14 protein-coding genes are annotated in these 13,917 nt (G+C 68.9%); 4 read left to right on the top strand and 10 right to left on the bottom strand.

Annotated features, from left to right (window positions below):
• Both NN2_RS30980 and NN2_RS30985 read left to right on the top strand, forming a co-directional pair.
• Positions 1–634 (top strand): SDR family oxidoreductase (locus NN2_RS30980; RefSeq protein WP_063018290.1); only part of this gene is annotated, 634 nt, incomplete at its 5' end.
• Positions 635–714: 80 nt separating this feature from the next.
• Positions 715–1,740 carry an NAD(P)H-dependent amine dehydrogenase family protein gene (locus NN2_RS30985; RefSeq protein WP_063018328.1) on the top strand — a complete coding sequence of 342 codons (1,026 nt, stop codon included), beginning with the start codon at positions 715–717 and terminating at the stop codon, positions 1,738–1,740.
• 107 nt (positions 1,741–1,847) lie between these two features.
• Here the strand turns inward: NN2_RS30985 and NN2_RS30990 are convergent, their stop codons facing one another.
• The 6 genes from NN2_RS30990 to NN2_RS31020 all read right to left on the bottom strand — a co-directional run bounded on the left by NN2_RS30990 (position 1,848) and on the right by NN2_RS31020 (position 9,903).
• Positions 1,848–2,549 carry a DUF8020 domain-containing protein gene (locus tag NN2_RS30990; protein WP_063018292.1) on the bottom strand — a complete coding sequence of 234 codons (702 nt, stop codon included), beginning with the start codon at positions 2,547–2,549 and terminating at the stop codon, positions 1,848–1,850.
• Between the two features lie 168 nt (positions 2,550–2,717).
• Complete coding sequence (locus NN2_RS30995; protein ID WP_063018294.1) at positions 2,718–3,899, bottom strand: alpha/beta hydrolase family protein; 1,182 nt, start codon at positions 3,897–3,899, stop codon at positions 2,718–2,720.
• A gap of 124 nt (positions 3,900–4,023) precedes the next feature.
• Complete coding sequence (locus tag NN2_RS31000; protein ID WP_174555038.1) at positions 4,024–5,238, bottom strand: MFS transporter; 1,215 nt, start codon at positions 5,236–5,238, stop codon at positions 4,024–4,026.
• A 14-nt stretch (positions 5,239–5,252) separates the two neighbouring features.
• Entirely contained in the window at positions 5,253–6,908 is a 1,656-nt protein-coding gene (pgm, locus tag NN2_RS31005) for a phosphoglucomutase (alpha-D-glucose-1,6-bisphosphate-dependent) (RefSeq protein ID WP_063018332.1), read from the bottom strand.
• Between the two features lie 47 nt (positions 6,909–6,955).
• Positions 6,956–7,357, bottom strand: a complete 402-nt coding sequence (locus NN2_RS31010) for a DUF190 domain-containing protein (protein WP_081879496.1) — start codon at positions 7,355–7,357, stop codon at positions 6,956–6,958.
• A gap of 1,028 nt (positions 7,358–8,385) precedes the next feature.
• A complete protein-coding gene (locus NN2_RS31020; protein ID WP_030515554.1) occupies positions 8,386–9,903 on the bottom strand; it encodes an MFS transporter in 1,518 nt (505 codons plus the stop codon).
• 128 nt (positions 9,904–10,031) lie between these two features.
• Here NN2_RS31020 and NN2_RS31025 point away from each other — a divergent pair, with 128 nt between their 5' ends.
• Together NN2_RS31025 and NN2_RS31030 are read left to right on the top strand one after the other, a co-directional pair.
• Positions 10,032–10,706, top strand: a complete 675-nt coding sequence (locus NN2_RS31025; RefSeq protein ID WP_030515553.1) for a TetR/AcrR family transcriptional regulator — start codon at positions 10,032–10,034, stop codon at positions 10,704–10,706.
• Positions 10,707–10,856: 150 nt separating this feature from the next.
• Positions 10,857–12,155, top strand: a complete 1,299-nt coding sequence (locus NN2_RS31030; RefSeq protein ID WP_063018298.1) for a D-arabinono-1,4-lactone oxidase — start codon at positions 10,857–10,859, stop codon at positions 12,153–12,155.
• A 7-nt stretch (positions 12,156–12,162) separates the two neighbouring features.
• Here the strand turns inward: NN2_RS31030 and NN2_RS31035 are convergent, their stop codons facing one another.
• From NN2_RS31035 to NN2_RS31050, 4 genes are all read right to left on the bottom strand, one after another.
• The gene (locus tag NN2_RS31035; RefSeq protein WP_063018334.1) at positions 12,163–12,744 is read right to left on the bottom strand and encodes a hypothetical protein; all 582 of its coding nucleotides are present in this window, start codon (positions 12,742–12,744) and stop codon (positions 12,163–12,165) included.
• 67 nt (positions 12,745–12,811) lie between these two features.
• Positions 12,812–13,384, bottom strand: a complete 573-nt coding sequence (locus tag NN2_RS31040) for a DUF6286 domain-containing protein (RefSeq protein WP_063018300.1) — start codon at positions 13,382–13,384, stop codon at positions 12,812–12,814.
• Positions 13,381–13,731 (bottom strand): hypothetical protein, encoded by a 351-nt coding sequence (locus tag NN2_RS31045; protein WP_063018302.1) that lies wholly within the window; start codon positions 13,729–13,731, stop codon positions 13,381–13,383. Before NN2_RS31045 ends, NN2_RS31040 begins: the two co-directional genes overlap by 4 nt.
• Positions 13,728–13,916, bottom strand: a complete 189-nt coding sequence (locus NN2_RS31050; protein ID WP_030515548.1) for a hypothetical protein — start codon at positions 13,914–13,916, stop codon at positions 13,728–13,730. Before NN2_RS31050 ends, NN2_RS31045 begins: the two co-directional genes overlap by 4 nt.
• Between the last annotated feature and the right edge of the window lies 1 nt (position 13,917).

The raw sequence follows: 13,917 nt of genomic DNA on the forward strand, positions 1-13,917 counted from the left end.
GGTGCGGTCCCACGGCCGCAAGGCACTGGTGGTGCCCACCGACATCACCGACGAGGAGCAGCGGCGGGCGCTGGTGGACCGCGCCCTCGCCGAATTCGGCCGGGTGGACTGCCTGATCAACAACGCCTTCGCGATCCCGCCGATGGAACCGATCACCGGCATCGAACTGGACGCCTTGCGGACCGCGAACGAGACCAATGTCTTCGCGCCACTGCGGCTTTCGACGCTGTTCGCCGATGCGCTGGCCGCGACACGCGGCTCGATCATCATGCTCAATTCCTGTGTGAGCTTCGATTCCGAGCCGATCTACGCCGGCTACAAGCTGTCGAAAGGCACACTCGCTCATTTGGCCTCGTCGCTGGCGACCGAATTGGGCCCGCGCGGCATCCGGGTCAACAGTGTCGCGCCCTCCTACATCTACGAGGACGTGAACAAGGCCTACTTCGACTGGCTCGCCGCCCAGGACGGCGTCACCCACGAGGAGATCTACCGGCGCAAGGCCGAGCCGACCGACCTCAAACGCCTCGCCTCCCCCGAAGAGGTGGCCCGCGCCGCCCTGTTCCTGGCCACCGACCTCGCCTCCGCCGTGACGGGCCAGATTCTCACCGTCGACTGCGGCGAATACCACAACTGAAATACTCACGGCTGCAAGGAGTTCCGGTGACCGACGCGAAGAAGCGAATCGTCCTCTGGGGTACCGGTGTGGTGGGCTCCATGGTGCTCGCCGAGATCATCCGCCATCCGCTCTTCGAACTCGTAGGCGTCGGCGTCAGCAACGCGGACAAGGTCGGGCGCGACGCCGGACTGCTGTGCGGGGGTGGTGAAACCGGCATCCGGGCCACGGATTCGGTGGAGGAACTGATCGCACTGCGCCCGGATGCGGTGGTGCATTACGGGCCGACCGCACAGTTCGCCGACGAGAACATCCGGGTCATCGGATCGTTCCTGCGGGCGGGAATCGACGTGTGCTCCACCGCGATGACACCGTGGGTGTGGCCGGATATGGCGCAGACCCCCGCCGCCTGGCGCGATCCGATCACCGAGGCCTGCGCGGCGGGCGGCGCGTCCTGCTTCACCACCGGTATCGATCCCGGCTTCGCCAACGACCTGTTCCCGATGACTCTGCTGGGCCTGTGTGGCGAGGTGGAGTCGGTACGCGCCTCGGAGCTACTCGACTACACCGCCTACGAAGGCGATTACGAGGTCGAGATGGGCATCGGGCGGCCGCCGGAATTCCAGGCCATGCTGGAGATCCCCGATCTGCTGATCATGGCCTGGGGCGCCACCGTGCCGATGATCGCGACCGCCGTGGGCATCGAACTCGACGCCGTCACCACCACCTGGGAGAAATGGGTGACACCCGTGGATCGCCCGTCCGCGAAGGGCGTCGTCGCGGCCGGCAACGTCGCCGCCATCCGGTTCACCATCAACGGCGTCTACCACGGCCGCGAGGTCATCACCCTCGAACACGTCAACCGCATCGGCACCGACGCGGCTCCCGACTGGCCCGCCGGCACGAAGGACGATGTGTATCGGGTCGATATCGTCGGCTCGCCGTCCATTTCTCAGGAGACGTCCTTCCGGTTCACCGACGGATCCGGGCGCACGCCCGCCGTGGCGGGATGTCTCGCCACCGGAATGCGTGCCCTGAATGCCGTCCCCGCGGTCAACGCCCTGCCACCCGGCTGGGTGACGCCGCTCGACCTGCCTCTCGTTCCGGGAGTCGGCACCATCCGCTGACCTGCCGAAAGATGCTCTTCCTCAGCATCTTTCACAGCACAGCGCCGAACTCACACCGGATGCCGCGTGGCCGCCGGCGCGAGTTCGGCGCCGATACAACACAATTCTCACTTCGCCGGCTGGCCCTTCGGGACGAACGGCTCGTTGACGGTGGTGAAGTACTGGACGACCGAGGCGACGGCCACCGGGGCAGCGACCAGCAAGGCGCCGGCGAAGGCACCGACTCCCGCCCCCACGGCGATACCGGCCAAGCAGCCCGCCAGGGGGCCCGCACCGAACAACGCCGCCAGAATCCCGGTGACGACGGCCCCGACCAGCGCTCCGCCCACACATCCGGCGATACCACCGATCGCGGTGCCGACCGCAGCGCCACCGGCCGCGGCGGTCGTAATCTGCAGTGCCGCACGGGAAAACGCCGCCTGCTCCCGCTCGTAGCGGGTGCGCCACGGCGCCTCGTCCTCGAAGGGCAGCGCGACCGGGGTCAGAGTGGCGGTGTGGTCACGAATCGACGCCTCCACCGGATAGTCGACGTCGTCGACGCGAATCGTCAGCGGGATTCCGGCCAGCACCACACCGGAGGCGGATCTGATCCGGAAGATCCCGTCCGAGACGTCCATCGAGCCGGAATCGGTGGTGATCTCCGCTGCGCCAACGGTATTCACGGCCCGGTAGTGCACAGCGTCGTCGGGCACCGTACCGCTCGGCGCCGCGGCATCCGACGGGACAGGACCGGCCGTGGCGTATGCGGACGAAGCGGTGACGGTCGCGATGGCGAGCGTGGTGGCGGCTATCCAGCGTTGAGCCCTCATCGGTTCTCCTCTCGAAACTCACCGTGGCACTGCGGAATTGCCGAACGAGGCCGACGGTGATGCGCAAACAACATGCATATGGAACATGTCACAGTGCATGGAGTCGCGGTCTCGGGCTCTCATTCAGCGGGACCCGGTCGATGCGAGCTATCTGCGGCACAGCGAGATTCAGCGCCCGCAGGTGGGGGGCGTCGACTCGCCCGCCATCACCCGCGCCACGAAATCCTGGGCGTCGGCCAGAGACGCGGACACACTGCCGCGATGATCCTGGCCGGCGTAGACCCGGTAATCGACGTGCACTCCCCTGCCGCACAAGCTTTTCACCAGCGCGTCGGTCCCCGGTTGCGCGACGGCGGCATCGGCCGTGCCCTGCGCGATCAATGTCGGGACGGTCGGCGTCACGCGGCTGGGGTCCTGCGCGTCCAGATAGCGGGTCAGCGGTCCGACGTCCGCGTTCGGCGCGAAGACCTGGGCCGGCGGCACCGGTGGCACCGCGCGGATCTGGGCGAGGCATCCGGTCCGCGCGGCCGTGAGCAGCGGCGCGGCCTGTGGCGCCACCAATGCGTCCGGATCGATGGCCGGTTCGGCGGCATGGGCCCCCAGCAGAATCACCGGCAGGAAAGCCTCGGCGGCTTCGGCGCCGGGGCGATTCGATCGCAGGTAGTCGACGGTGCCGCTGAGCCCCACCCCGCCGGGCGCGATCGACACCGCACCCTTCAGCTCCAGCTCGGGCGCCCGCTCGGCCCCGGCCTGCGCGGTGAACAAGGCCGCCTGTCCGCCCTGGCTGTGCCCGGCGACCACCCAGCGTTTCCCGATCGAGGGATCCAGCGCCCGGGCCGCGCGCACGATGTCGACGACCGTATCGGCCTCGCTCGTGCCGTTGATGTACGGATGCCCGCCGGGTGTACCGAGCCCCTCGTAGTCGGTCTGGACCACCGCGTAGCCCTTGGCGATCCAGGCGTCGAGGACCCGGTTCACCGGCCCCAGGTAATCGTGGTCCGGGCCGTCCGCGGTGTCGGCGGAAGGGGCACAGGTGTCGGCGTAACCGGTGGTGCCGTGCGCCCAGCTGAGCACCGGCCAGCCGTCCTTCGGCGGCGCTCCCGCGGGCACCGCGACGGTGCCCGACACCACGATCGGCTGCCCGTGCGCATCGTCGGAGACATAGGTGATCAGGCGAGTGCTAGCCGCGCCGGACAGAGCGGCGCCATTCGTCAGTGGCCGCGCGGTCAGCAACTGCCCCGCGCGCAGGGCGGCAGGGGCGGCTGGATCGGTATCGGACGCCCCGGAGCAGGCGGCGGCCAGCAATCCCACTGCCAGGGCACCGACGCCGATCCGAGCCGATTTACGCATGCGACGAGCCGGCACAATGATCTCCGATCTGTGGATCCAGTAGGTCGGCCACAGGGTAGGGCGGTCGCGGCGATCGAAAGCCGATGCTCCCGCCAGGTAGGACCGCGCGGCCGAGTGGCGGAAATCAGTCGACGGTCGCGGTGACCGGATGCCGCCGCAGCGGCTCTCGCACCACCGTCCATCCGGCCGCGGCCACCACCAGCAGCGCACCGGTCACCGCGAGCGCGAATCCGAACGATGCCCGCTGTGCCAGCCACCCGATCGCGATCGGGCCCACCACGGTGCCCAGATCGGCGGCCATCTGAAATCCGGCCAGCACCGGGCCGCCGCGCGCCCGCGGGCCGATCACATCGGCGACGGCGGCCTGCTGCGCGGGTGTGTACATTCCCGAGCCCAGACCGGCCACGAACGAGGCCCCCAGCAGCCACACCAGATTCGGCGCGAGCCCCAGCGCGATCGTGCCCGTCGCGCACACGAGGGTGCCGGCGATCAGGAAGGGTCTGCGCCCCCACCGATCCGACATCCGGCCGGAGGCGAACAGCACCGCGGCGTTTCCCGCGGCGAAAACCGTCAACGCCACGCCGGCGACTCCCGGCGATTCGCCGAGTACCTCCACCACCAGCAGCGGAACCAGCGCCATCCGCACGCCGAACACCGCCGCGCCGTTGGCGAAATTGGACCACAGCACCGCGCGGTACACCGGATCCGCCAGTGCGCGGCCGAAACTCACCACCGGCATGGGCTCCGCGCCCACCGGTTCGGCCAGCTGCGATCCGCGCAGCTTCCAGAACACCACCGCACTCGCCGCCAGCAGGGCCACCGCGTAGATCGCGAACGGGGCGCGCAATCCCAGCCCGCTCAGCGCACCGCCGAGCAGCGGACCGGCCAGCGAGCCGATCAGGAAACTGGTGGACCACAACCCCGAGACCCGCCCGCGTTCGCCGGGCGGCGACAACCGGATGACCAGCCCCAGCGAGGACACCGTGAACATGGTGGATCCGATTCCACCCAGCGAACGCAGCACGATCAGCTGCCAATAGGTCTGCGCCAGGGCGCACGCGCCCGTGGACAGGGCCACGATCAGCAGACCTGTCAGATACAGCGCGCGCTCACCGAATCGCTGGACCAGCCGCCCGCTCACCGGCGCGAACAGCAGGCGCATCAGCGCGAAACTGCTCACGATCGCCGAGGCGGCCGCGACGCCGACGCCGAAGCTGCGCGCGAACTGCGGCAATGCCGGTGCGACCAGCCCGAATCCGAGGGCGATGATGAATGCCGCGCCGATCAGCACCCAGGTCTCGGCGGGCAGCCGGGAACCGGCACCGTAACTATCGCTCACCACATTTCCGCGAATCAGTCGACCGCGGGCTCCTCGATGCCGAGTGCGCGTCCGACCACTTGCTCCGCCGCCGCCTGCACCCGAGTCAGATGTTCGGGCCCCTCGAAGGATTCGGCGTAGATCTTGTACTTGTCCTCGGTGCCCGACGGGCGCGCCGCGAACCACGCGTTCTCGGTGGTCACCTTCACCCCGCCCAGCGCCGCGCCGTTGCCGCGGGCGCGGGTCTGCACCGACAGCACCGATTCCCCCGCGATTTCGGTGGTGGCGATGTCGTCCGGCGTCAGCGCGGCCAGCCGCCGCTTCTGCTCGGCATTTGCGACGGCATCGATGCGCGCGTAAGCCGGTGTGCCGTAACGCTTTTCGAGTTCGGCATAGCGCGCCGACGGACTTTGGCCGGTGACCGCGGTGATCTCGGCGGCCAGCAGTGCCAGCAGGATGCCGTCCTTGTCCGTGGTCCACACCGTGCCGTCGTGGCGCAGGAACGAGGCTCCGGCGCTCTCCTCGCCACCGAAAGCCAGGGAACCACTGAACAATCCGGGGACGAACCATTTGAAGCCGACCGGCACCTCGTGAGTCTGCCGGCCCAGCACGCCCACCACCCGATCGATCATCGAGGAGGTCACCGCGGTCTTGCCGATCTTGGTCAGCGCGTCCCACCCCATCCGGTTCGCGACCAGATACTCGATCGCCACCGCGAGGAAGTGGTTCGGATTCATCAATCCCGCATCGGGTGTCACGATGCCGTGCCGGTCGGCGTCGGCGTCGTTGCCGGTGGAGATGTCGTAGTCGTCGCGGATCGCCACCAGCGAGGCCATCGCATAGCGCGAGGACGGATCCATCCTGATCTTGCCGTCGCTGTCGAGGGTCATGAACCGCCAGGTCGGGTCGACGAACGGATTGACCACCTCGAGTTCGAGGTCGTAGCGCTGGCCGATCTCCTCCCAGTAGTCGACGCTGGCCCCGCCCATCGGATCCGCGCCCAGCCGGATTCCGGCGCCGCGCACGGCGTCCAGGTTCAACACGTTCGGCAGATCGGCGATGTACTGATCGAGGTAGTCGTAGCGCTGCACACCGGTGGCCAGCGCGTGCTGCAGCGTGGTGCGTTTGATCCCGGCCAGCCCGCCGCGCAGCAGTTCGTTGGCGCGGTCGGCGATGGCGTCGGTCGCGACGGTGTCGGCCGGGCCGCCGTGCGGCGGGTTGTATTTGAAACCGCCGTCGCGGGGCGGATTGTGCGAGGGCGTGACCACGATGCCGTCGGCCTGATGGCGGGTGCCGCCCCGATTGTGGCGCAGCACAGCGTGACTGAGCGCCGGAGTGGGCGTGTAGCGCCCGCGACTGTCGATCACGGCGGTCACGTCGTTGGCGGCCAGCACCTCCAGCGCGGTGGTCCACGCCGGTTCCGAGAGCGCGTGGGTGTCGCGAGCCAGATATACCGGGCCGGTGATACCGCGGGTGGCGCGATACTCGACGATCGCCTGTGTGATGGCGAGGATATGCGCCTCGTTGAACGCACAATCGAGGCTCGAACCGCGGTGTCCGGAGGTACCGAATGCCACCTGCTGCGCGGGTTCGGCAGGATCGGGGATGCGGCTGTAGTACGCCGTCACCAGATGCGGCAGATCCTCGAGATCGCCGGCCCGCGCCGGTCGGCCGGCTCGATCGTGGGCCATGCTCGGGCCTCCCTTCCTCGGCACCTGCGCCCGGCTCGTCATCACAATCACGGCGACACCCCGCCCGACTGCCACACCTGGACCGCGGACAGGGTCACGGTCCCGGATTCGAAGAGTTCGGCGTTGGCTACCACGAAATCGCGCAGCAGCTGCGAATCGTCGATGATCATCACCATCACGGGCAGGTTCTCGGCGAGATCCAGCATGCGGGTGGTGTGGATGCGCGAGGAGACGCCGTAGCCCTCCATACCGCGCCAGACGCTGGCCCCGGCCAGGCCGCTGTCGCGAGCCCGCCGCACGATCTCGTGATAGCGGGGCCGATGCTTGTAGTGGTCGTCCTCACCCAGCAGCACCGTCAAGCGGGCCGCGGACCGCCAGCGTGGATCCGGCTGCCACGCATCGGCTTCGGTGACGATCTGCATCGCGGACTCGTCCGGTGCTTCACTCATCGCCAACCCCCTGTCGTCGTGCCGTACCAGTTGTCCGTTCTGCCGCGCCGCGCGCTGTCACCACCGTCCGCCCGTCCATCCGAGCGGCGGACCCGCCACACCCGATCCGTGCAGTCTAGAACGTCGTCCGATCGGGCGGAGCAGCGGTCGCATATGCCACAGAGAGCTGTCCAGACTAACGGATTCGCTTGCGACGAGCAAAAACTCGTGCGCAGGACACTCGCCCCCTCCGGCGTGTCCATCACCGTGGCGCCGGTCCGCGAACCCACCTGGTGCACCTCCCTGCCCGACCGAATGTGTGGAGCCATGCTAACTGTCAGCGACCGAGCCGCGGCCCGCATCCGGGTCGCGCGGGCTCGCCGCACCGGCTGTGCGCCCGCGACCGGCCGAGGTCCGGGGCGACGGATTCGCCCTGCCCTGTTCGGCTCGTGCCCGCCGGCCGGCGGGCCGCGCAGGGCTCGATGCCACTCACCCCGAACCGCTTCACCAGCACCGCCCTGTTGCTAGCCATCGGTTTGCTCACGGCGCCACGGAGAGTAACAACCGAATTCGCACCGGTCCCTGCCCGGATGGACGCCGGCGCATCGCGGCCCCGTCCACGGCGGCAGCCGCCGAACGACGTTCGGGCGCGTCCCTCTCGTATCGGCACCTGCCGATCCTGGGACTCAGGGCACGAGGTGCGGCTCGTCGACGCGCCGCCGACCGGCCTACTTCGGTCGCGCCCACCACCACCGGCGGCCGGGGCAAGCGTGCGAACAGCACGCGGCGGCGGATACGAACCACGCGAGAACCACGACATCGCGGTATTCCGTGCCGGTGCCGCCTTCGCGTTCGGCGAACCGTTCACCGGGTTCGCACCTGACGCCTCGCCCGCACCCCCGCACTGCCACCCGCACCACCATCGGAACCCGCACCACAGCCGGCATCGGCATCGACCGATACATGACGATGCCCCGGACTCCACGAGTCCGGGGCATCGTCCCTATTCGATTGTCCCGCAGCGTTCTACGCGGCCGCAGGCGCCGAACTCAGTGCGCCAGCACCGGCTCGCCCTCGGCCGGGGCCGGTGCGGTGCTGGGCATCAGCACCGCCGCGAGGACCGCGCCGACCACGAAAATCGCTGTCGCCCACCAGAAGCTGGTGGTGTAGCTCTTGATCAGCGATTCGGCGACCGCGAGCTGGCTGGGCTGGCGGCCCGACAGGTAGTTCGCCGCCGCCGAGGACGCGATGGTGCTCAGCAACGCGGTGCCGATCGAACCACCGACCTGCTGGCTGGTGTTCACCATCGCCGATGCCACACCGGCATCCTCGTGGTGCACGCCGGCGGTCGAGCCCTGGAAGGCGGTCGACATGGCGCCACCGAGACCCAGGCCCAGCAGAATCAGCGCCGGGAGGATGTGCGAGGCGTAGCCGGTGTCCAGTCCGATGCGGGTCAGCCACGCCATCCCGGCGGCCGCGACCAGGAAGCCCGCGGCGACGGTGATCTTCGGTCCGATCTTGGGCAGCAGCAGCGAGGGCACGGTGGTCGAGGAGGCGATCATCGCCGCGATCATCGGCAGGAACGCGACGCCGGTCATGATCGGCGAGTACTTCAGCGTCAGCTGCATGTAGTAGGTCAGGAACAGGAAGATCGCGAACATCCCGATACCCATGACGAAGACCGTCATGTAGGAACCGGCCCGGGTGCGGTCGAGCAGGATCCGCAGCGGCAGCAGCGGATGCTCGACCCGGGTCTGGAGCCACGCGAACACACCCAGCAGCACCGTGCCGCCGATGAGGAAGGCCAGGGTGAGCCCGTTGGACCAGCCGTGCGATTCCGCGTGCGAGAAGCCGTAGACGATGCCGAACAGGGCGGCACTGACCGTGACCGTGCCCGGGATGTCGAGCTTGGGCCGGTGCTCGGCGGTGTGCTTGGCCAGCAGCAGCACGGCGCCGACCAGCGCGACGGCGGCGAAGATCAGGTTGACGTACATCACCCAGCGCCACGAGGCCCATTCGGTGAGCGCGCCACCGAGCAGCAGGCCGAGCGCACCACCGGTACCGGCGACGGCGCCGAAGATGCCGAAGGCCTTGGCCCGCTCCGACGGTTCGGTGAAGGTCACCGTCAGCAGCGACAACGCGGCGGGCGCGAGCAGTGCGCCGAACACGCCCTGGGCGACGCGAGCCACGACGAGCATTTCGAATCCGTTGGCGGCGCCACCGACCGCGGAGGCGACCGCGAAGCCGACCAATCCGATGATGAAGGTCGTACGCCGGCCGAACAGGTCGCTCAGCCGGCCACCCAGCAGCAGCAGGCTGCCGAAGGCGAGGGCATAACCGGTGACCACCCACTGGCGGTCGGCATTGGAGAAGCCGAGGTCCAACTGCGCCTCGGGAAGTGCGATATTCACCACGGTCGCGTCCAGCACGACCATCAGCTGGGCGACGCCGAGTACGGCGAGCACCCACCAGCGCATTGCGTGCGAGCCACGGCGGCCCGCGGAGCCGGAGGACTGCCTCGACGGCAGGTCCGACCGGCTCTTTTCGAGATCGATCGCGGAAGTCATGGGTCCCCTTGTCCGACGACGGTTGTGGTGGAGTTGAAGTGGAGGAGTCGTCTCCGCTTACATGGAAAGCTATCACGATAACGGAGAGAGCACCTCCGGTTAATCCCCGAACTTGGTAATATCGGGGTGTGAATCACGCCACGGCCGCTCCCGCTCCCCGGCGCCTGCGCGCCGATGCCGCCCGCAACCACGCGCGCATCCTCAGAGCGGCCAGAGAGCTGTTCGCCGATCGCGGCCTGGAGGTGACCCTCGACGATGTGGCCGAAGCCGCCGGTGTCGGCGTGGGGACGGTGTACCGGCGGTTCGCGAACAAGCAGGAGCTCATCGGCGAGGTCTTCGACCAGACCGTCAACGATATGGCCGAGGCGACCGAGGCCGCCTACGCCGATCCCGACACCTGGCACGGACTGACCCGGCTGTTCGAGTGGAGCTGCGAACACATGGCCAGCAACCGCGGCTTCGGCGAGGTGATGCTGGAGCTGCCCGACGCCATGGAGCGCTTCGTCTCGGTCCGCGAGCGAATCAAGCCGATGGTCACCCGCCTGTTCGACAAGGCCGTCGCCGAGGGCGTGCTGCGACCCGGCATCGCCGCCTCGGACTTCTTCGCGATGATCAACATGGTCGAGGCGATCGCCAGCTTCGCCAAGCCGGTGAACCCCGACGTGTGGCGGCGTTACATGAGCATCGTCCTGGACGGTGTGCGCGGCGACTGCATTCCGCGGCAGCCCCTGACGGTTCCACCCCTCAACGACGACGACGTCGACAACGCGAAGGAAGCCGTATTCGCCTGCCGCAGAAAGTAATTCCTGTCCGGCACCGTGCACCCGCCAACGTTACCGAGCGAACCGTCCGCAACGTAAGTACTCCCGGCGCACTCGTGGCCGTGTGATCGGACACGTTCGAGCTCGAACGAGGGCTGGCGCACAGTTGGGCCATGTTCTAAAGTTGGACGCATGACCAATTCGTGGGTGAACTGGGCCGGCGATCAACGGTGCGCGCCGGCCACGTACGCCGCTCCGCGCACACGCGACGACGTCGCCGAACTGCTGGCCCGGGCCGAGCGCGCGGGCCATACCGTGCGCGTGGCCGGAGCCGGGCATTCGTTCACCGACACCGTGCTCACCGACGGCACTCTGCTGCAGCTTTCGGGACTGAACCGGATTCTGCAGGTCGACCGCGCCACCGGCCTGGTCCGGGTGGAGGCGGGCGCGACCCTGAACGCGCTGAGCACCGCCCTGCACCCGCTCGGTCTCGCCTTCCCCAACCTCGGCGACATCGATGTGCAGTCGATCGCCGGGGCGACCGCGACCGCGACCCACGGCACCGGCGCGGCGCTGCAGAACATCTCCGCCGCACTCCACTCGGTGGAACTGATGCTCGCCGACGGCAGTGTGGTCGAACTCGACGAGCGCGGCGACCCCGACGGCTGGCGCGCGGCACGAGTGAATCTCGGCGCCCTCGGTGTGGTGACCGCAGTGACGCTGCAACTGGTGCCTTCGTTCGTCCTGGAGGGCATCGAGCGGCCCGTACCGGTCGAGGAGGTGCTGACCGAACTCGACGAATTCGTCGACGGCAACGAGCATTTCGAGTTCTACATGTTCGCGCACAGCCCGCTGGCGATGACCAAGCGCAACAACCGCGTCCCGCTGGCCGAACAACCGCGCGCCAAGGCCGTGGACTGGTTCGCCGACATCCTCATGTCCAACCACACCTTCGATGCGCTGTGCCGCCTCGCGCGCCGGCAGCCGAATCTGATTCCGTGGATCCACCGGGGCGCCGCCTACGCCGGAAGCTACCGCCGCCAGATCGACCGCTCCTACCGAGTGTTCGCCTCCCCCAGGCTGTTTCGCTTCACCGAGATGGAATACGCCATCCCGCGCGAATATGCCGCCGACGCCATTCGCGAAATCAAAGCCGTTGGGCAGCAGTTCGATTCGCCGATGCCGACCGAGGTCCGGTTCGTGGCGCCCGACGACGCGTTCCTGTCCCCCGCGGGGGGCCGCGACACCTGCTACATCGCCGTACACCAGTACCGAGGTATGGACTACGAACCGTATTTCCGTGCCTGCGAAGCGATTTTCGATCGCTACCACGGCCGTCCGCACTGGGGTAAGCGACACTTCCAGACCGCGGAAACACTGCGCGGGCGCTATCCGGACTGGGATCGGTTCCAGGACGTGCGACGGCGGCTGGACCCGAAGGGGCGCTTCGCCAACGCCTATGTCGAGCGGGTTCTCGGGCCCCTCGACTGAACGGCCGCTACCTCGCCCGCGCGGTGCGGCCGCGATCGGCGAGCCGCAATTCCAGCGACACCGGTACGGTATCCACCTCCAGCGCCTGCTCCAGCCGGCTCACCGCCTCGGAGAGAATGCGCCGGCGCAGCGCGGTCAGATCCGCATCGGGTTCCGCTGTGACCACCAGATGCAGGTGCGGTGCGCGGCCCGGCCCCGACAGCCTGGCCTGCGCCGAGCGCACCTCCGGGTAGGACTCGATATCGGTCGCCACCGGGGCGGCGGCGACGTTCGAATCCATCAGCGTCTCACCGGTATTGCCGACCGTGCCGATATGCCAGCGCATCCGCGCCGGCAGCCGGGCGAACTGCGCCGCCAGCCACCGCAACGCCGCCAGGCCCACGACGACCGCGCCCGCCACCACCGCCACGAACACCCACTGCGACGGCTCGGCGGTCCCGGGCACCAGCGGCGCATCCCGATCGACCCAGTGCAGCACGCCCGCGTACGCGAGGATGGCATAGACGCCGGCGAGGATCAGCGCCAGCCCGATGAGCGCGAGCAACGCCCGATTGAGCCGCGCCGGACGATTGGCCGAACTCGAACTCACCACACCTCCCGTAATCTGCGGGACACCCGCACCCGGTCGGCGTCGCGAGCCGCTGCGCGATTGTCGCTCACAACACCTCCTTGCGGACATGCACTCGCTTGTCCACCCGCTCCGGCTGCTGGGCCGCGCGCAGGCGGGTGCTGACCGGCGGGGCGGATTTCGGGCCGATGCGGGCGAGCCGGTCGCCGACCGTCGCGTTGACCGTCTGCTCCAGATCGGCGTGGTCCGGGTGGGCGGCGCGGCCGCTGACTCGAATGTTCTTGCGGCTCCGGCGAACTCGCGCCGCTTCGAGTCCCGCGACCGAACTCGCCGCATCGTTGAGGGCGCCGTCGAGACTGCGCCGGGTGATGCCCGCGTCCATCCCCTCCTCGGCGTCCAGCGCCTCCACGACGCGGCGCCCGGGCAGCAACGCCGCGAGCACCAGCACCGCACCGAGCACCGCGAGCCCGATGCCGACACCGAGGACCCAGTAGCTGTGCCAGGTCGTCTCGTGCAGGTGCACCGCGATGCTGTGGTAGGACACCAATTCCTTCGTGTTGCCGAGGTTTTGGATCAGCGACACCGCCACGAGGACCGCGATCACCAGCAACGCCACCGCGACCAGCACGGCCGGGGTGATGCGCCGGGGCCTGCGGTTCATCGCAGGCCCCCGGCGGGTTCGATCGTGTTGACCAGTTCGGAGACTTCGATGTCCACCCGCGGAACCACGAGCCCGGACAGTTCGTGGGTGCGCTGCATCAGGTGCTCGCGGCACGCCTCGGTGACCACCGCGACCGGCATCGGATAATCGACCGGCAGTCGTACCCGCAGCGCGGCGGTATCGGCCGTCACCCGCGCGGACACCTCGGGGCCGGCGGCGACACCGTCGACCTCACGCGCCGCCCGGGCCGCCAAGCGCCGGACCGCGCGCTCGGAGACGGTGGTGCGTCCCCGGAACTCGGCCGCGGAGAGACGCGGTGCCGCCGCCGTCTCCGCGGCGGCGCTCATTTCCGGCCCCGATCCTGCGCCGAGCGGATCAGCCCGGACAGGTCGACATGGCCGTCGAGCCAGCGGCCGATCACCAGTCCCAGCGCGCCGAAGATCAGCACCACCGCGAAGGCCCCGAATCCGCCGAACGCCGCGGCGAATCCGAGGGACAGACCGAAGATCAGGCAGATCGTGGTGGCGTTCATA

It is taken from the genome of Nocardia nova NBRC 15556 (assembly GCF_001613005.1).
Taxonomy (GTDB): domain Bacteria; phylum Actinomycetota; class Actinomycetes; order Mycobacteriales; family Mycobacteriaceae; genus Nocardia; species Nocardia nova.